Source organism: Thauera butanivorans (assembly GCF_048398245.1).
GTDB classification, from domain to species: Bacteria; Pseudomonadota; Gammaproteobacteria; order Burkholderiales; family Rhodocyclaceae; genus Thauera; species Thauera butanivorans.
Genome location: NZ_CP183038.1, coordinates 1,290,585 through 1,307,157, shown reverse-complemented (window position 1 = coordinate 1,307,157; position 16,573 = coordinate 1,290,585). Strand labels below are relative to the sequence as shown.

Genomic DNA, 16,573 nt, shown 5'->3' with positions numbered 1-16,573 from the left:
AGGGGAACTATCATGAGCACGACCCACTTCAACTGCCCGAGCTGCCATACCCCGGTCGCCATAGACCGGTTCGAGCGTGCGTTCGGAGAGACCAGCGACTATTGGGTCTGTCCGGAATGCGACTTCACCTTCAAGGGACCCGCCAGTCTCCTGCCGCATGGGCAGCAACTGGTCGAGACCCGTCCCGCTCCCGCTGGCGAGAACGAGTCAAAGCAGGCCTGTTCGGCGTCCGTTTGAGGCGTCGGGATGGGGTGCCTTTCTCGCGCCCGGAAGCCGAACGACAACCGGGATGGCACCGTGCCGGATTGTTGGCCCATACGGCTCTGCCGGCATGCTCGACTTGCGCATCAACGTGTGCCTGGAAACGCCCGCCGGTCAGCCGCTGCTGCACGGCTTGATCCAGGGTGATGCGCTGCTGTCAGTGCCCGATCCGCTTGCGTCCGATGCACCGGCCATCGCCCACTCATCCGGCTCCACAGAATCCATAGCCATGCCTGCCGACCCCGTCGACGACATGCCCAGGTAGCCACGATCTTCAAGGCTACGGCACCGCTTTCGCGCGTGCTGGTCACCCCCGTTCGCCCCGCATCCCTCGCGCGAACAGCCACCGCCAGGTGGCGGATGCCCGCTCTTCACCCGTTTCATCTTCTCGCCATCCTTCGGAGGACTCGTCCTCCCGGGGGCGCCTCCGATTTCATCCATTGGAGGTTGCCATGTCCCCTGTGCTCACCGCCGAAGATTCCCGTGCGGGATCGAACATCCATCCCATCTCCCCGAGCGATGACTGGATCATCCGGCAGGCCATCGCCCTGCTGGAAAACCGCCTCTTCAAGACGGGGCCTGCGCTGGGCAGCCCCGCCGAGGTGCGCGACTACCTGCGCCTGAAGCTGATGGCCGAGCCCAGGGAGGTCTTCGCCGTCGTCTTTCTCAACGCCCACCATCAGGTCATTGCCTGCGAGCCCTTGTTCAATGGGTCGATCAACACGACCACGGTGTACCCCAGGGTGGTCGTTCAGCGCGCCCTGGCGCTCAATGCCGCCTGCGTGATCCTCGCCCACAACCACCCCTCCGGGGTGATCGAGCCCAGCCCCGCCGACATTTCACTTACCGGCCGGATCAAGGATGCATTGGCCACCGTCGATATCCGCGTGCTGGACCACTTCATCATCGGCCGGGGCACCCCGTATTCGTTTGCCGAGACCGGCTTGCTGTAGCCGTACTCACCACCGCGCCGCGCCCGGCGCATCCCCTCCAACCCGTACGGGCATCCATCAGGCCCGCACGGGTCGGCCGGCGTCCGCTCCCTTTCCAAGGAGCACATCATGCAACCCAGGATTCATCTCTTCGACGGCGTGCGCTTCGTGGCCAATCCCTATCGTGCCGGCTCCTACCTCCGGGAGGACGTGTTCTGGCGCCAGTTCAACGTCATCTGCCGGGGGGAGGCCGAATATCTCGAAGACGACCCCGCCCTTGGTACCTGGCGGGCGCCTTGTGTCGTCGACGTCGGCCAGTGCGGCCTGATCGAGGAGGCCATGGCGCTGGCCGAGGCCTGGCTGTCACAGGACGACCCCGCCTGCGGCGACGACTGCGATGCCCTGAGTTTCGCGCCCGCGCTGTTCGTCATCCGGGATCGTGACGGACGCCACGTTCTCGCCGGAGAGGCCCGGGAGGGCCGTGTCCGCTGGTGTCCGCCGGTCGCCTCGGATCTCGAGGCCGAAGAGGTCATCAGGGAAGCTGGCAAGCTGCACGACGAAGCCGCCTACGAGACCGGCTGGGACAACTTCTGCACCGCTGAAGAGTTGTGTCGGCGGGCGCGTCTTCTCGAAGGCCGGCTGGTGGACAGGTGCTGGCGCGAACATGCCCGCAAGGCGCTGCTGGCCGCCGCAACATGATCCCCGCGGGAGCTTCGGCTCCCGCCTCCCGACAAAGCGGGCGGACCGGTTTCCGTTTCCTTGTCGCTTCAGAACCGCCCTGGGTGTCGACTGCCACCCATCGATTTCACGGTGGTTCGATATGCCGGCTCTGCGCCCTCACCCCTTCGCTGCCTGGCGAAACCCGCTCGTTCTTGGATTGGGCACGGTGCTGCTCAGCGCGCGCGCTCTGGCGGGCGAGTTGATCGTCGTCACCGACAGCCGCCGCCCGGTGCAAGCACCGCCCCATGCCCGAGTCATCGAACTCGACGGCCCGGCGCGCATCGAGGCCGAACTGGCGGCGAACCTGCCGGCCGGTCCCGGCGAGGCGGCCGCAGTCGTGCGGCGGCGCTTGAAGGCAGGCGGCACCGCACTGCAGCAGCGCATCGGGGCGGCCTACCAGGGCGTGGCCGATGCGTGGAGTCTGGGCGTCACCACCCTTCCTGCGGTGGTCGTGGACCGGCGCTACGTGGTTTATGGCGAACCCGACGTGGCCAAGTCGGTTGCCCGCATCGAGACTTACCGGCGGGCGCAACGGTGAAACCCGCCCGCCGCCTGCGCACCGGCATCGCCGCCGCCCTGCTGGCGGGCGCACCGTCGTCGTTCGCGCTCGACACCGCGACCATCGTGTCATCGGCACTGTCGCCCGACTGCCTGGAATACCGGGTCGTGGGCATCTGCTACTGGCTCTACTGCACCTATGGCGGCTGCTCGGTGCGCACCTCGGTGAAGGTACGGCACTACGTGCCCGATGCCGTCGTCTCCAGCTACTCGAACACCGGTGAATCCCCCTGGACCGAGGTGCGGGCAATGAGCCCGCCCAATGCCACGGCTCGGGCCGGCGGCGACGGCACCACCAACGAGGAGCACGAGAACAATCTCGCCAGGTTCAAGAACGCGGACGTCATCGGCCATCCCGCCAGCCTGGTTTTCAGCGAATTCGCTGCATCCTTCGGCTATAGCTGCGAAGGCGCCGGCACGGCCTTCATGCCGTATCTGCTGAGCACCCTCGACACCGTCGCATGGCGCTACAACGTGCCGGAGATGGCCTACCCGGAAGCCCTGATGCCCGGCCGGCGCGAGATCGGCACGCGCTCGGACCGCAACCTGTGGGGCAATGTCTATCCGCGCGGCGGCTTCCTGCATCAGGCCGACGATTACATGAGCGGCGCGGTGGTCGCCCAGCGCGCCGGCGACGTCGTCACCCGGCGCAGCCAGCCCCACGTGTACCAGCCGCTGCTGGCCGATGCCCGCGACGGCTACTGGCCGGCCGGCGAACTCGTCGAGAGCGACGCCTCGACCGGCAAGTGGCAGGAACTCACACCGACGCTGTCCAGTTCGTGCACGGTCTTTCCCCACGCCGACACGCGCGAGCAGGCGCAGCGCGGCGATTACGCCTGGGCGCTGTGGCGCCCCTATGCCTGCTGCCGGCAGCGCGGCCAGGCGTTCCTGGGCAGCATCGATTTCGACTGAGGTCCGCCATCATGATCCGTTTAGCATTCTCCCCCCCTCACAGCCCGGCCCTGCTGGCTGCGCTTCTGGCACTGGCATGCACGGGCGCCGGCGCCCAGACCAGCGTCAATCAGTACGGCGTGCAGCACCAGGGTTCCGTCATCGGCGACGAGGTGCTGTATTCGATTGGCGGCGGCCGCGCGGTGTCGATGGGTGGCGCGGCCGGCATGCGCTCGATCGGCGTCGGGGTCGGCTGGAATGCCAATCTGATCTGCGGCGACATGTCGATCACCACCACCCTCCAGAATCAGTTGAACGGGATCACCAACGGCTTCCAGACGATCATGTCGTCGGTGATCCAGAACGCCACGGCGGCGGTCGCCTCGCTGCCGGCGCTGATCATCCAGCGCGCCGATCCGGGCCTGTACAACCTGCTGACCAACGGGATACTGCAGGCCCGCCTGGACTTCGACCGCTCGAAGCTCACCTGCCGCGCGATGGCCGAGCGGATGGCCGACATGGCCGGCGGCCAGTTCGGCTGGGATCAGCTCGCCGAAGGCATCGCGCTGCGGGACGCGGTCGGCAGCAACGATGCCGTCTCGGCCGTCGATCAGGCCGAGTCGAACCGGGGCAACAACGGCGTGCCCTGGGTCGGCGGCGACAGCGCGGGTGGCGCCGGGCAGCCCCCGGTACGCATCGTCGGCGACGTCACGCGTGCGGGCTACAACCTGCTCAACGGCCGCGCCGTCGCGGATACCGGCCCCCTCGATCCGGCCAGTTGCAACGGCAACCTGGCGTGCCTGACCTGGCGTTCTCCCGGGGATGCCGCGGATTGGGCGATCCGGGTGCTGGGCGAACAGGAGCAGCGCACCTGCGAGGCCTGCACCAAGACCGTGACCACGCCGGGCGTGGGCCTGACGCCGCTGATCCAGGAGGAGTATGAAGACAAGCTGCAGGTCCTGCAGGAACTCGTCGCCGGCAGCCGGCCGACCACCTTCGAGAACCTGCAGGCGGCCGGCAGCGTCTCGCTGCCGATCACCCGCGGCGTGATCGAGGCGCTGCGCGATGAACCCGACCAGGACATCCTGGCTCGGCGTCTTGTGTCCGAAGTGGCGCTCGCCAGTGTGCTCGAAAAGGCCCTACTGTTGCAGCGGATGCTGCTCACCGGGCGCAAGGAGCCGAACGTGGCCGCCAATGAGCTGGCCCAGAAGGCGATCTCGCACGAGAGCGACATCCTCGATCGCGAGATCCACAACCTCAAGACCGAGCTCGAACTGCGCCGCGAACTCGCCGGCAATTCGCCCACGGCCATCATCCAGCGCCACAGCACACGTGCCGCGGGCTCGCGCGGCATCTATCAAGGCGATCCGGTGCGCGACCGCCTCGACCAGTTGCAACAGCCACCCGGTGGCAGCCCTTGAATCGATACGAAAACATGCGGATGGCCGGGTTTCCGGCATCCGCATGATCCCGGCCGGCCTTTACCTGCTGCCCTTGCCGGACACGATATCGACGCCGATGACCTCGGCCAGGTCCAGCACCTCGCCGTAGGCCTGCTCGCCCAGCAGGCTGCGTGAATCGCCCACCTGCTTCAGCACGCCCTTGGGTACCCGATCGCCGAACAGCATCACCGCACGGGCGGAGTCATCCTGGCGCGAGGTCCAGTACAGCCCCTGGACGTCGGGGTGCTGCGCGTGGATGGCCTGCGCCCACTCGCGCGTCTTCGGGTACTGGTCCTTCTCCGTATCGATCAATTGCTTGCGTGTCACTCCCAGTTTGCGCAAAGGCTTGCTGCTGAGGTCGGCGAGCTTCAGGTCCTGCGTGGCCTGGACCTCGGAATGCATCTGCCCTTGCAGCTTGCGCTTGTCGAACTGCTTGAAGCCGGGCGTATGGGGAATGTCGTGGAACACCGACTCCATCAGGGCCGCCTCGAAGGTAGCGGCCGCATAGAGGGTCGGGATCAGATCGCCCTTGGCCTTGCGGATGGGGCTGAAACGCGCATTGCCCTTGAGGCCGGGATTGAACTGGTCGCCGTTGTACTCGTTCGAATGCACCCGGTGCAGCGCCTGACCGCGGGCGAGGGTGACGGACGTGACGTGGAGCGTGGCCGGCGGCTTGGGGGTCAGATGGTCATCAGTGGCCGCCGGCGGCGGACGGGTCTGCGCCGGCGCGGGTTTCTTCTGCCTAGGCATGGGCCACTTCTTCGATCTCGTCCCTGGCCGCGGCGAGGACCTGCTCGGGCTCGCTCGCCAGCACGTCCTGCGGCTTGCGTCCCCCCAGGAAGCTGTTGGCGGAGAGGAACCAGTACGCCAGGCCCCAGCCGTCCTTCTCGGCGCCGAAGACTTCGAGGATGGGCTTGAGGGCCTTGCGTGGCCGGTAGCCGGCTTCGGGGTCCAGGCCGTAGCCGGGGAAGTAGTCGACGCCGTTGTGGTGGATGGCGAAGATCTGCCGCTGACGCTTCCACTTGTTGGGCTGTGTGCTCGGGTTGCTCGCGCTCAGGCCCGCCACCTCGGCAACCTGGGCGGCGGTCAGCCAGTCCGCGCCTTCCAGCACGGCCTTGCGCGCCCGCGCCACCATCACCGCCTCCTTGACCAGGTTCGGCGAGGGCGGCGCCTTGGGCACCACGGCGTTGACCAAAGCCTTGAAAACCTGCTCGTCCTGCTCCCTCAGCTTCACGGTGATGAAAGCTGCAACGGAGTTCAACGTCTGGACCAGCAGGTCGGCGTGCTTCGAGTCCACCTCTTCCACCGGCAGCACGATGACTTGCCGGGCCTTGGACTTGTCGAGCCGGCTCCGCACTTCCCGGGGCGTTCCGACCAGCGCGGAGAAGGCAGGCGAATCATGTACGGCGCTCATGGCGATCTCCAGTCGATTATCAAGAATCTGATCGATTCAATATAACCAGAATAACCCACACTGTCACGTCCACTCGTTCCCGCCTCCCGGAATCGGAAACGGCGGCGTCCCCTTTCTTTGTCGCGGCCGCACGCCGATGCGGCTGAACTGCAGGCTGCGTCGATCACCGGAAATCTGGACATGGCGGCTATCGAGAGCCACCCGACCGAACCACTGGGCTACAACGGGAGCGCACGGCCGTGAAGCGGGCCGTGCTCCGCCGATGGGGGCAGCGTCTGGGCCCGGTGCTGCTATGGACGATCCTGCTGCTGGCCGCGACGATCGCCGCCAACCTCGTCGGTATCCGGCTGGCCGGCGGCATCGAGAGCTGGCAGCAGTGGATGGATGCGCATGCCGGCCATTTCCTCGCCTGGCGCCTGTTGCTCTATGCCGGCACCGCCTGGGGCTGGCTGTGGATGCGTCGGCGCCTGCTGGCGCGGGAACCGGGGGCCGGCCCGCGTCAGCGCCTGTTGCGGACGGAGCTCGGGGCGGTGCTGGCGATCGTCGCGCTGGAAATCAGCCGGTTCGCGCAGGCCGGATGAGGAGAAGGCCGCCATGACGCTCTACACCACCGACTACCTGGAGTACTACCTGACCCTGGTCGCCTGGATCGTCCACAACGGCATCTGGGCGACCCTGATCGCCAGTGGCGTGTTCGCCCTGCCGTTCCTGGCGATCATCATCCAGGAATGGCTCCGGGCACGCGCCGAAGGCGCCGACGAGGGCAACAAGGGCGTGCTCAGTTCGGTGCGCATCGAGAACCGCGTCTGGGTCGCCATCGTGGTGGTCCTGTTCGCGGGAGTACCGTTCATCGACGTGGATTTCAACACGCTCCGGTTCGATCGCTCACGCTCGGTCCAGTGCCAGGTCAATGTCTCCCTGCCCGCGGACACAGGCTGGTCGCAATCCTTCAGCACGCTCAACAACCAGTCGGCGAAGGTGCCGGTGTGGTGGTTCTTCATGCATGCGATCTCGCGTGCGCTCACCGGCGCCTCGGTGGCGGCGATCCCGTGCGGTACGGACCTGCGGCAGATGCGCATGGCGATCGACGCCACCCGCATCGACGATCCGGTGCTGGCCCAGGAAGTGGCGGATTTCACCCACGACTGCTACGGGCCGGCCCGCGCCAGGCTGTTCATGAACCGGCCGAGCCTGAACGATGAACAGATGTACGACGTGACTTGGATCGGCTCGCGCTTCTTCCTCGACACGCCGGGCTTCTACGACACCTACCGCTCCCGCACCCCGCGCGAAGGCTGGCCCTACGACGGCACCCGCGACGCCGGGCTGGCCGAGGCACCCAGCGGCGCCGGCTACCCGACCTGCCGGCAGTGGTGGGCCGATGGAGACGGGCTGCGCGCGCGCCTGCTGGCCCAGGTCGATCCCGGCCTGCTGGCCCGGTTTGGCCAGTGGGCGGGTTTCCTGAGCCAGGAGCGGGTGAATGACTCGGTAATCCGTGCGATTGCCTCGCCCCGGCAGCAGAAGTTGAACCAGGGAACGGTTTACACCGATTACGGCGGGCAGATCGAGATGACCCTGCCCAACGTCGTCACCCGCGCCGCCAGCGACGCGGGGCTGGCCCTGGGCGCCCTCGCCTACTTTCCGGCGATGGATGCCGTGCGCCAGGCGCTGCCGATGGTGCTGTCACTGCTCAAGATGGCCCTCGTAATCTGCATCCCGCTGGTGCTGGTGATCGGCACCTACGACTTGAAGACCGTGGTCACGGTGAGCGTGGTGCAGTTCTCCCTGTTCTTCGTGGAGTTCTGGTTCCAGTTGGCGCGCTGGATCGATTCGACAATTCTCGATGCGCTCTACGGCTGGGGCTGGGGATGGAACCGGCCTCACACGAACTTCGATTCGCTGATCGGGCTGAACAACACTTTCGGGGACATGCTGCTGAACTTCGTCATGGCGACGATGTTCATCGCGCTGCCTGCATTTTGGGTTGCTGCCTTGTCCTGGGTCGGAGTACGCACCGGGGGCCTCCTCCAAGGACTCTCGGATGGCACGCGGCCAGCAGGTCAAGCAGGAGGCAAAGCGCCGGGAATGGTATCAGGCAAGCTCAAATGAACCGCCAACCCGAGATCCAAGCAAACTAATCATCGTCATACCGCGGATCAACGTAGCGTGAATCGGGTGCGTCGTTATAAAGCACCGGATGGTAGCCAGGATTGTTCTTGTGCTCGGCTTGCTCACCGACCGCCCATTCCTCTGCCTCATCATGATCACCGTTGCGCAGTCCCCAGGCCACAATGGCGATGCACAAGAGCAACAACGCCAACCAGAATGCGGCGTACAGCAGCATCCCCAGGACAACCAACTTGATACCCCACAGCAAGACGGTGGCCCCTCCTGGGGGCAGTCCCTGTGACAACAACCAGCCGGCGACCCGGCGCTCTTGACGCACATAGCCACGCCACACCCCGCCCAGCCAGCGGCCGAAGCGCTCTGCATTGCTGATACGGGTCTTCGTACCCATGGGCGTCACCTGCTACGTACGTGATTCGGTTACTCCAATTTGCTCCAATCCTGCTGGCTGGCAGCCATCAATGCGTTCCAATCGTCAGGCGGATGGCCTCGCCCCGGCATCTTCTCGAAGAGCGCATGCCGATCGGACCTGCTGCCCGACGAGCGCAGCGTCTGTTCGTCGTTGACCCAAGCATAGACGATCACCCTGACCTTCGAGTCGTAGCGGAACAACAGCCGGAACCGTCTCCCGATCTTGGCCCGCCGCCAGTGGCGATGGGCCGGCCCCAGGGTGTTGCCCTGGCGGTACTCGTCCCGCGACGGGTCGCTCGGCACCCCTTCCAGCATCCACTGACTCAACGCCCGGAACAGTTTGACGTTCGCATTGGATTCGAACCCCACTGGATCAGTCTGCTGAGCACGCTGGGCGGCCACATGCAACTTCTGCAACTGCTCGATCACGCAGTCGTGGAACAGCAGCGTCCAGCCATGCTGTTGCATCAGATTTCCACATCCTCATCGAAATCATCGCCCAGGCTCACCTTGTGGCCCGCATGCGCCAGCATCGCACGGGCCAGATCGTCCGGCAGCCCCTGGACGTGGCGACCGGTTTCGATGTCCTTCGCCAGCAGATCCAGGAACGCGCCGATGACCGGGTCTTCATGCTCCGCGTCCGCACGGCTGACGACGATCTGGCCGTCTTCGTGCAGATCAAACGCGACCTTGCCACCGACGTCGACCCCGAGCGCCTGGCGGATGGGCTTGGGCAGGGTGATCTGACCCTTGGATGTGATCGTGGCGAGTTCGTGGATGGTCGGCATGGCATAGCCTCCTGCGTCTACAGCCCCATAGTAAGGAATATTCCTTACAACGTCAAACATCCACCCACTGGCCTGCACGACCTCTCCCACATCCTTGGCCCCTGGTGACGCCGCCCCCTTTGTGAATGCGGATAGGCGCCCTTTCCAATTGACGGCACCTCGGACTTTCGGTGCGTGCTTTGATGCTCATGCTGTCGGTTCGCCTCGCGCGACCCTTCCGCCGCCCATTGGGGCGACACCCATGCAGCTTCATCCGGCGCCAACCTGGCGCGGCTGCGGCTCGTCGATCAACCACGGCGAGTTTCCGGAATCGTTGTTCTCCCCGGTGGGGCATTCGTGCCCTGCCGGCCCGGATGCCCCTTTTTTCTACTCAGGAGCATCCGTCTTTCCTATCCCGGCCCAGCCGGACGGCGGTATCCGCCCGATCCAGACGGTTTGCTCCGTGTTCCAGGAGCATCGATCATGGGCATGGACGTTTTTGGACGATCCCCGATCTCTGAACGGGGCCAGTACTTCCGCAACAACGTATGGTGGTGGCGTCCCTTGTGGGCATACTGCGAGAGCATCGCTCCCGACATCATCCCGCTGAACAACCTCGGCCATTCCAACGACGGCTGGGGACTCGGCAGCCGTGGCGCACGCAAGCTGGCCGACCGCCTGGCCGCTGCACTGGCCTCCGGCGAAACGGAACAGTATGCGCAAAGCTACGCGGCCTATCTCGAAGCACTTCCAGAGGAGCCTTGCACCATATGCGGCGGGGCAGGCAGGCGCGCCGAACCGCCTCACACCGGCCCCGGCCCACTGCTCTGCAACGGCTGCAACGGTGCCGGCCGCAGACCGAACTTCGAGACCAACTACCCGTTCTCGGTCGAGAACGTGCGTGAGTTCGAAGCCTTCCTACGGGAGTGCGGTGGATTCAATATCTACTGAAACCCTGCCATTGGAGCCGCGCATTGCGCGGCTCTTTCATGCTGAAGCACTTGTTCAAGAGGTAGTTACCGACCACGCTATACTCGATTCGCCGTCGTCGGCCCGAGTAATCACAATGAGATCGCCTTGTCACATGGATCTGATCCAACTGCGCCACATTCTCGCCTCCCTCATCATCAGCCAGAAGGACATGGTTTCCCATGCACAGCTTTCTTCGTTCTGTGCGGAACTGGGCCTCCCCTCACCCGACGAAGCAGGTGTAAAGCGAGAACGTATCGAAAGCAGTTTCAACGCTGTAGCCGACGTCGACCTGCCCAGCGTGGCACGACGGCTCTTGAACCAGCACCCTCCGGAAGCAGCCATCCGCAATCAGATCCAGGATATCCTTTGGAGCGAGTCTGCCGCCCCTCCCATTCCGAAACGATTCCGGCGAGAGGTGGCGCGTGCCATCGAATGCGACGAGCTGTATGGCGACGCCCGTAAATTTGACGAACTGCTGGATCAGCTCTGGATTCTGGATACCGATCCCTGGGCTGGCCTGCTCGGACAAGACACAGGCCTGCGTGCTGAAATCCAGCAACATGTCCACCGCAATCCGGGGGATTGGAGCGCCGAACTGCTGTTTGACCGGCTGGGTGTCTATGATGCATCGGACTACCGATTCGCCCTTTTCCTGGAGGGCCTCGCCTCTGCAGATGTTCGTCCGGATGAAGCCGCGCAGCGCCGTTTCGTCACTTGCGTCAATGTTCCCCTGCAAGGCTGTGGCGTCGAACTGCGCGAAACCGATACGGAAGGCGGTTATCCCGTCTTCACCCTGATCTCGCTACACACCACCCCCAGAGGGCGGCCGAAGAATCTCATCTTCGCCTCATCCAACAAACCCGATCTCCGCTTTCGGGATGCCATAGACAATGACATCGAGATCGTCACGAACGCCGACAAGGTGCTTGTATACGACCGCCCCATCGGCAGCGAAGGGCTTCGGTGGGATGACTTACAGCGCTGGTGGAGCGAGACCGAGAACATCACGGAAACCGAATTTGCCAAGCGCTCCCTCTACCGTCGTCTGCGCTCGAGCCTACCGGCAAGTTCACCACCACAGCGGACGTTGTTCGACGCCTTCTACGAAGGCTACGGCAGCGCCGTGCCGCCGTTACCCGCGCTGCTGCCGGAGGTCTGGCTGCACTGGGATCACCGAACCGTCACGGAACGGGGCCGGGATGCCTTGCTGCGTTTTCGCATGGACTTCCTCCTCCTCTTGCCCCAGGGTGTGCGCATCGTCATCGAGGTGGATGGCAAGCACCACTACGCGGATGCCACTGGCCAGGCGGATGCTTCACGGTATGCCCGAATGGTCGCGGCCGACAGGGAGTTAAAGCTTTCAGGCTACGAAGTCTTTCGGTTCGGTGCGACGGAACTGCAGCCTTCCACAGCCAAGGCCGACGTGAAAACCTTTTTCGATGCGCTTTTCAAACGATACGGCGTGTCGCTGCAGTAAGGCATTTGCCGAAAAGCATACGGCCAATTCCGGCACTGGCCGAGAAGTACCGGGCGGCGCAGCCCCATCTTCACACGCGGTTTGGCGGTGTGTGGTGCCAATACACCTTTGTGGCCTAAGAAGACCTCATTGCGTGCGAAGATGGGCTTCAGTTAACCGCCAATCAAGTGGCTGCCCGCCTTCAACAGCCTCATGCAAACCTGTCGGCCCATGTGCGCACAAGCGCACCCCATCCATAATGGGTTCCGACAGCTTGGCCGTCCCTCCTTTGCCAAAACCCTTTCCAGTACTGCCTCAGCTCTCCCTCAGCCTGCCGCACCTCCGGCTCAGCCAAGAACGCCTCGCATGCTTTGCACAAGCCCGGCACAGCGCCATACGCTGGCCACGCAAACTCGACGAATGTTTCAAGGTCAGGGTGCACACCCCGGAACCCATCGTCACCATCCGGTAGAGGGGCCTGCTGGTTGAGCAGGAAGATTCGCATCCAAGGTAAGGTGAACAGCGCCATGGCCAGCTCACGCCGGAATGCCCGGCCGTTGCCGAGAGCATATTCAACGAACGCGCGAATGGCCGCTGCCGTCAATCCAGCCTCCCCTTTGAAGGACGTCATTGCCCTCCGTGCCGCCGCATGCTCTCCCCGCTCGAGGAGAATCAACGGCAAGGCGTAGCGGACACCGAGATTGTCGTTGGGATTCAGCTTCAACTGCTTTCGGGCCACGCGCGCAGCCGCCGGCAAATCCCAGGCTTCGTGATGGAGCTTCAGGCTCAGCCACAATAGCCGGTGATAGATGCGGTTGCCCAGGTGCCCCCAAACAATGCGCCCCTTGTACCCTGGGGGAATCAAAGCGTCGGCTTGCTTGATAAATCGATTGACCGTTGAGGTAGACTCCGGCTCATGCGCGTCATGCTGCATCCATGCAAGCGCAAGACCGCCTTCAAGGAAGCCGGGCTGTGCCGCCAGCGCACTTTCCACCCACTGGCGCGCTCTTCGCTTCTGTGCCTTGGTGAATTGCTCGTAGCCTTGCCAGCGCTCGTCGAGTTCCCCAGTCAGTTGCCGGCAGGCTGGGCTCGAAGCGAAGAACCCATCGCCTTGTGCGTCCATTCTCTCATTCGGCACGATGAACTCGTACAGCGGCTGTCTCGCCTTCAATGGGCTTCGGGCCCGCACGTCCTCCCATGACGGTCCGCCACAAAGCACGGCACACACACTATTCAGCACCAACTGCTTCGGGGCGCCGGTCAACGTGGTCAATACCCCGCCAAAGCGTTCGAACGCATCAAGCTGAACACTGGGCAATGCAACTTCGTCCTCAGCTTCCACCATCAGCACAAATGCTTCACTTAATGCGTTGAGCCAGTGGTTGGGAAGTTGTTCCCTTTCTGCACCAGTGCCACGCGCAAGGTGGGCCGAAAGATCATGCCACGACGGAAAGTGAACAGCCCGTGCAACCGCTTCGAGCGCCTTGCTTTGCTGAAGCCCAGTGCTCCTGGCAAGCAGTTTGGCAGTGAGCTTGATGCGTTCAGCCAGACGGCCGCAGTATTTCGCAGGATAGTAGTTGAACCAGAACGATTCCATGCCGAGGTCGAGCGCCCCGGCCGCCCCGTCGAATGACGAAGCATTCGCATTGTATGCAGACACGATCTCTCCGTGCAGGCATTGACATGGACGGTCCGCTCGCCAAACGCCCGCGAAGAAGTGTCTGGGAAGAAATCGAAATACCAAATACGTCGCTGTGGCTGCTTCTCCGATGCGGACGGACGGCATGCGACGAACACCGGGGGACTAGCTTAGCTGATGCAGTGGGCTACAGCAAGGCCCCCGCGAGATTTCAGCTGCCGTATTGCTGTGCCCCCTTGCGCCCTTCTCCCGAGGAAACAGCTCGAAACACAAGCGTTCGACTTCTGCAAACGAAAGTAGCCCCTCGCGTATTGGAGAGCCCTGTCACTGACCGCCACAATAGAGCCACCGATGATCGGCATATAGAAGCCACCCGAACCGTGCTCTGACGGACGTCGTTGGGGGGTCAAGAATCGATGTTTTTCGGGGTGCTGGCAAGGGCGCTTTTCACCCGATTCGGCCCCTGTCGGGGCGCACGGTAAGAGGCCCCGTCGAGGGTGAGGCAGTAGGCGTTGTGGCGCAGGCGATCGACGGTGGCCGAGGCGAGCAGCCGGTTGCCGGGGAAGGCCTGATCCCACTCGGTGAAGTCGAGGTTGCTGGTGACGATGGTGGCAGCACGCTCGTAGCGCTCGGCGATGAGATCGTGCAGATCCTCGTCGGCGGGCGCCCGCAGGGGTTTGAGGCCGAAGTCGTCGATGATGAGCACCGGCACGCGCGCCAGTTGCTGGAGCTTTCGCTCATAGGTGCCGACCGCGCAGGCGGCGTTCAGGCTGGCGAGCAACTGCGCGCAGGAGGCGAAGATGACGTCGTGCCCCTGACGCACGGCGCAGTGTCCGAGCGCCTGCGCCAGATGGCTCTTGCCGGTGCCGCAGGGGCCAACGATCAGCACCGGGGCGCGCTCGTCGATGTAGCGCCCGGTGGCGAGGTCATGGACCAGGGCGCGGTTGGTCGAGGGCAGGCGGTCGAACTCGAAGCCTTCGAGCGTCTTGGTGGCGCGGAAGGCCGCGCGGCGCAGCCGGGTGCCAAACTTCTTCTGCTCGCGCCGGGCGATCTCGTCCTGGATCAGCAGGGCGAGGAATTCCGTGTAGGCGAGCTTGGCGTCGATGGCCTGGCGGTTACGGGTGTCGAGCGAGTCGAGGATGCCGGAGAGGCGCAACTGCTTGAGCTGCGGCGCCAGTTCGGTGGCGGGGTTCATGGTGAGGCTCCTTGGGTGAAGTGGGCGCGTGCTGCGCCCGGGTCAGTGAAACGTGGGGCCGTCGTCTTCGAACAGCGACGCGGTGGCGCGCGCGAAGCGGGCACGGCCGGCATAGGGCTCGGGGGTGATCGTGCTCACCGGGGCGAGGTCGTGACCGCCGGCGAGGATGGTCTTGACGGTGCGGTAGTGCGGGCTGTCGTGGGCGATGGCCCGCTCGCACGCGGCCTCGAGGCGCGCGGTGCCGTACTTCCCCTTGAGCGCGAGAACGCCTTGGGCTGCGCGCAGGCGCTCGCTGACGCGGTCTGTGAGCAGTTGCCCGATCAGTTGCGCGCAGGCGTCTCCGATCTCGCGGGCCTGCTGCAGACACCAGTTGCGGTCGTGCGCAAAGAAGCGCTGGGCAGCCGGCGGCAGATGATCGGAGACGGTGCGACGCTCACCGGGGCGCCGCGCGCGGGCATGCGTGGCGACGGGCTTGAAGTCGTGATAGACGCTGACCACGGCGTCGGTGGCCCGCAGCCACAATGCCTTGCCCACCAGCGCAAACGGCACCGAGTACAGCGCACGCTCGAAGCTGACGTGACAGTCGCGATGCACCGTCACCGCGTGCCAAGTGCCCAGATCCGGCGGCACCGCCGGTAGCGCCAGCAAGGTGCTGCGCTCGACCGCGAAGGTGTCGAGCGGGCGCACGCGGGTGGTGCCGTGAATGCGCAGCCCGGCTTCCTTCAGTACCCACTCGCGCGCCTGCGCGTTGAGATCGGCCAGATCACGAAAGCTGCGTGTGGGCAGGAAGTTGCCCTTCACGTATTTGACGCCGGCCTCGACGATGCCCTTCTTCTGCGGGTCGTGCGGCGGGCAGGCGTCGATCCGGAAGCCGTACCCTTCGGCGCACTCGGCGTAGGCGCGCTGCACCTGCGGATCGTGCATGCACGCGCGGGTGATCGCGCACTTGGCGTTATCGATGATGAGCCGCGCGGGCACGGCGCCGAACCACTCGAAGGCGCGACGGTGGCAGCCGAGCCAGGTCCGCACGCTCTGGTCCCAGACGAACTCCACGTACTGGTGACGCGAGAAGCACAGCGTCATCACGAACGCCCAGGTGCGGCGGATCTCACCCGTGGCCGGATCGACCAGTTGCGGACCCGCGCCGAAGTCCACCTGCGCGGCCTCGCCCGGCGCAAAGCTCAACCGCACCGTGGTCTCGGGGGGCTGCTCGCGGCCGATCTGTGCGATCAGCCGGCGCACGCTCGAGTAGTGCCCGGCAAAGCCGTGCTCGCGCTTGAGCGTGGTGTGGATCACCACGCCGCAGACGCCCTGCGTCAGCCACTGCTCGACCAGCGGCCGGTACGCGGCAATCGAGGACTGGGCCGTCGCCGGCAACTTCGGCTGTCCGAGCGCGGCAGCGATCTCGGCGTCCTTGGGCAGGGGGCGCTCGGGATCGAGCCAACCCTGGGTGCGAGCCAACTCGCGGAACCGGGCCGCCTTGCTGCGCCCCATCAGTTTGGAGCGCGCAATCTCGCGCTCGGAATCGCCCTGGCGCATGCGCATCAGGGCCTGGCGGTACTCGTACATCTCGATACTCCTTCGGGCCACCGCCTACCTCCTGCCGAACAAAAAGGCAGCAGGGTAGCGATGGACCGGTCAAGGTCGAGACGTCTGTCAGAGTGGAAGTGGCTCCATTACGCCGATCCGCGACTGGCTCCTATATGCCGATCACGGACTGGCCTCAATGTGCCGATCACGCGGTGGCTCCATTGTGCCGATCATCAAATGGCTCCAATGTGCCGGTCG

19 protein-coding genes are annotated in these 16,573 nt (G+C 64.7%); 11 read left to right on the top strand and 8 right to left on the bottom strand.

Annotated elements, in window-relative coordinates:
- Positions 1 to 12 precede the first annotated feature (12 nt).
- From ACNQFN_RS06275 to ACNQFN_RS06245, 7 genes are all read left to right on the top strand, one after another.
- On the top strand, positions 13 to 237 hold the full coding sequence (locus tag ACNQFN_RS06275; protein WP_418648295.1) for a hypothetical protein: 225 nt from the start codon (positions 13 to 15) through the stop codon (positions 235 to 237).
- A gap of 94 nt (positions 238 to 331) precedes the next feature.
- Positions 332 to 526: a hypothetical protein gene (locus tag ACNQFN_RS06270; RefSeq protein WP_418648294.1), complete on the top strand. Its 195-nt coding sequence runs from the start codon at positions 332 to 334 to the stop codon at positions 524 to 526.
- A gap of 187 nt (positions 527 to 713) precedes the next feature.
- On the top strand, positions 714 to 1,214 hold the full coding sequence (radC, locus tag ACNQFN_RS06265) for a RadC family protein (RefSeq protein WP_418648293.1): 501 nt from the start codon (positions 714 to 716) through the stop codon (positions 1,212 to 1,214).
- Between the two features lie 108 nt (positions 1,215 to 1,322).
- Positions 1,323 to 1,892, top strand: coding sequence for a hypothetical protein (locus ACNQFN_RS06260; RefSeq protein WP_418648292.1), 570 nt, complete (start codon positions 1,323 to 1,325; stop codon positions 1,890 to 1,892).
- Positions 1,893 to 2,013: 121 nt separating this feature from the next.
- Positions 2,014 to 2,451, top strand: a complete 438-nt coding sequence (locus ACNQFN_RS06255; RefSeq protein WP_418648291.1) for a TIGR03757 family integrating conjugative element protein — start codon at positions 2,014 to 2,016, stop codon at positions 2,449 to 2,451.
- Positions 2,448 to 3,383: a TIGR03756 family integrating conjugative element protein gene (locus ACNQFN_RS06250; protein WP_418648290.1), complete on the top strand. Its 936-nt coding sequence runs from the start codon at positions 2,448 to 2,450 to the stop codon at positions 3,381 to 3,383. The genes ACNQFN_RS06255 and ACNQFN_RS06250 overlap by 4 nt, the downstream gene beginning before the upstream one ends.
- Before the next feature lie 11 nt (positions 3,384 to 3,394).
- The gene (locus ACNQFN_RS06245; protein WP_418648289.1) at positions 3,395 to 4,783 is read left to right on the top strand and encodes an integrating conjugative element protein; all 1,389 of its coding nucleotides are present in this window, start codon (positions 3,395 to 3,397) and stop codon (positions 4,781 to 4,783) included.
- Between the two features lie 60 nt (positions 4,784 to 4,843).
- Here ACNQFN_RS06245 and ACNQFN_RS06240 read toward each other — a convergent pair whose 3' ends face one another.
- Both ACNQFN_RS06240 and ACNQFN_RS06235 read right to left on the bottom strand, forming a co-directional pair.
- On the bottom strand, positions 4,844 to 5,554 hold the full coding sequence (locus ACNQFN_RS06240) for an RES family NAD+ phosphorylase (RefSeq protein ID WP_418648288.1): 711 nt from the start codon (positions 5,552 to 5,554) through the stop codon (positions 4,844 to 4,846).
- The gene (locus tag ACNQFN_RS06235) at positions 5,547 to 6,218 is read right to left on the bottom strand and encodes a hypothetical protein (RefSeq protein ID WP_418648287.1); all 672 of its coding nucleotides are present in this window, start codon (positions 6,216 to 6,218) and stop codon (positions 5,547 to 5,549) included. The genes ACNQFN_RS06240 and ACNQFN_RS06235 overlap by 8 nt, the downstream gene beginning before the upstream one ends.
- A gap of 239 nt (positions 6,219 to 6,457) precedes the next feature.
- Here ACNQFN_RS06235 and ACNQFN_RS06230 point away from each other — a divergent pair, with 239 nt between their 5' ends.
- The gene (locus ACNQFN_RS06230; RefSeq protein WP_418648286.1) at positions 6,458 to 6,799 is read left to right on the top strand and encodes a hypothetical protein; all 342 of its coding nucleotides are present in this window, start codon (positions 6,458 to 6,460) and stop codon (positions 6,797 to 6,799) included.
- 13 nt (positions 6,800 to 6,812) lie between these two features.
- Positions 6,813 to 8,327: a conjugal transfer protein TraG N-terminal domain-containing protein gene (locus tag ACNQFN_RS06225; protein WP_418648285.1), complete on the top strand. Its 1,515-nt coding sequence runs from the start codon at positions 6,813 to 6,815 to the stop codon at positions 8,325 to 8,327.
- A gap of 25 nt (positions 8,328 to 8,352) precedes the next feature.
- Here the strand turns inward: ACNQFN_RS06225 and ACNQFN_RS06220 are convergent, their stop codons facing one another.
- From ACNQFN_RS06220 to ACNQFN_RS06210, 3 genes are read right to left on the bottom strand one after another with little or no spacing between them, the layout of a single operon-like run.
- Positions 8,353 to 8,736, bottom strand: coding sequence for a DUF3742 family protein (locus ACNQFN_RS06220; protein WP_418648284.1), 384 nt, complete (start codon positions 8,734 to 8,736; stop codon positions 8,353 to 8,355).
- A gap of 29 nt (positions 8,737 to 8,765) precedes the next feature.
- The gene (locus tag ACNQFN_RS06215) at positions 8,766 to 9,224 is read right to left on the bottom strand and encodes a type II toxin-antitoxin system YhaV family toxin (protein ID WP_418648283.1); all 459 of its coding nucleotides are present in this window, start codon (positions 9,222 to 9,224) and stop codon (positions 8,766 to 8,768) included.
- Complete coding sequence (locus tag ACNQFN_RS06210) at positions 9,224 to 9,544, bottom strand: type II toxin-antitoxin system PrlF family antitoxin (protein ID WP_418648282.1); 321 nt, start codon at positions 9,542 to 9,544, stop codon at positions 9,224 to 9,226. The genes ACNQFN_RS06215 and ACNQFN_RS06210 overlap by 1 nt, the downstream gene beginning before the upstream one ends.
- 462 nt (positions 9,545 to 10,006) lie before the next feature.
- Here ACNQFN_RS06210 and ACNQFN_RS06205 point away from each other — a divergent pair, with 462 nt between their 5' ends.
- On the top strand, positions 10,007 to 10,474 hold the full coding sequence (locus ACNQFN_RS06205) for a hypothetical protein (RefSeq protein ID WP_418648281.1): 468 nt from the start codon (positions 10,007 to 10,009) through the stop codon (positions 10,472 to 10,474).
- 133 nt (positions 10,475 to 10,607) lie between these two features.
- Complete coding sequence (locus ACNQFN_RS06200; protein ID WP_418648280.1) at positions 10,608 to 11,972, top strand: hypothetical protein; 1,365 nt, start codon at positions 10,608 to 10,610, stop codon at positions 11,970 to 11,972.
- Positions 11,973 to 12,162: 190 nt separating this feature from the next.
- Here the strand turns inward: ACNQFN_RS06200 and ACNQFN_RS06195 are convergent, their stop codons facing one another.
- From ACNQFN_RS06195 to istA, 3 genes are all read right to left on the bottom strand, one after another.
- Positions 12,163 to 13,611, bottom strand: coding sequence for a hypothetical protein (locus ACNQFN_RS06195; RefSeq protein WP_418648279.1), 1,449 nt, complete (start codon positions 13,609 to 13,611; stop codon positions 12,163 to 12,165).
- Positions 13,612 to 13,996: 385 nt separating this feature from the next.
- A complete protein-coding gene (gene istB / locus ACNQFN_RS06190; protein ID WP_418648278.1) occupies positions 13,997 to 14,785 on the bottom strand; it encodes an IS21-like element helper ATPase IstB in 789 nt (262 codons plus the stop codon).
- Between the two features lie 42 nt (positions 14,786 to 14,827).
- Positions 14,828 to 16,354, bottom strand: coding sequence for an IS21 family transposase (gene istA, locus ACNQFN_RS06185; protein WP_418648894.1), 1,527 nt, complete (start codon positions 16,352 to 16,354; stop codon positions 14,828 to 14,830).
- Positions 16,355 to 16,573: the final 219 nt, after the last annotated feature.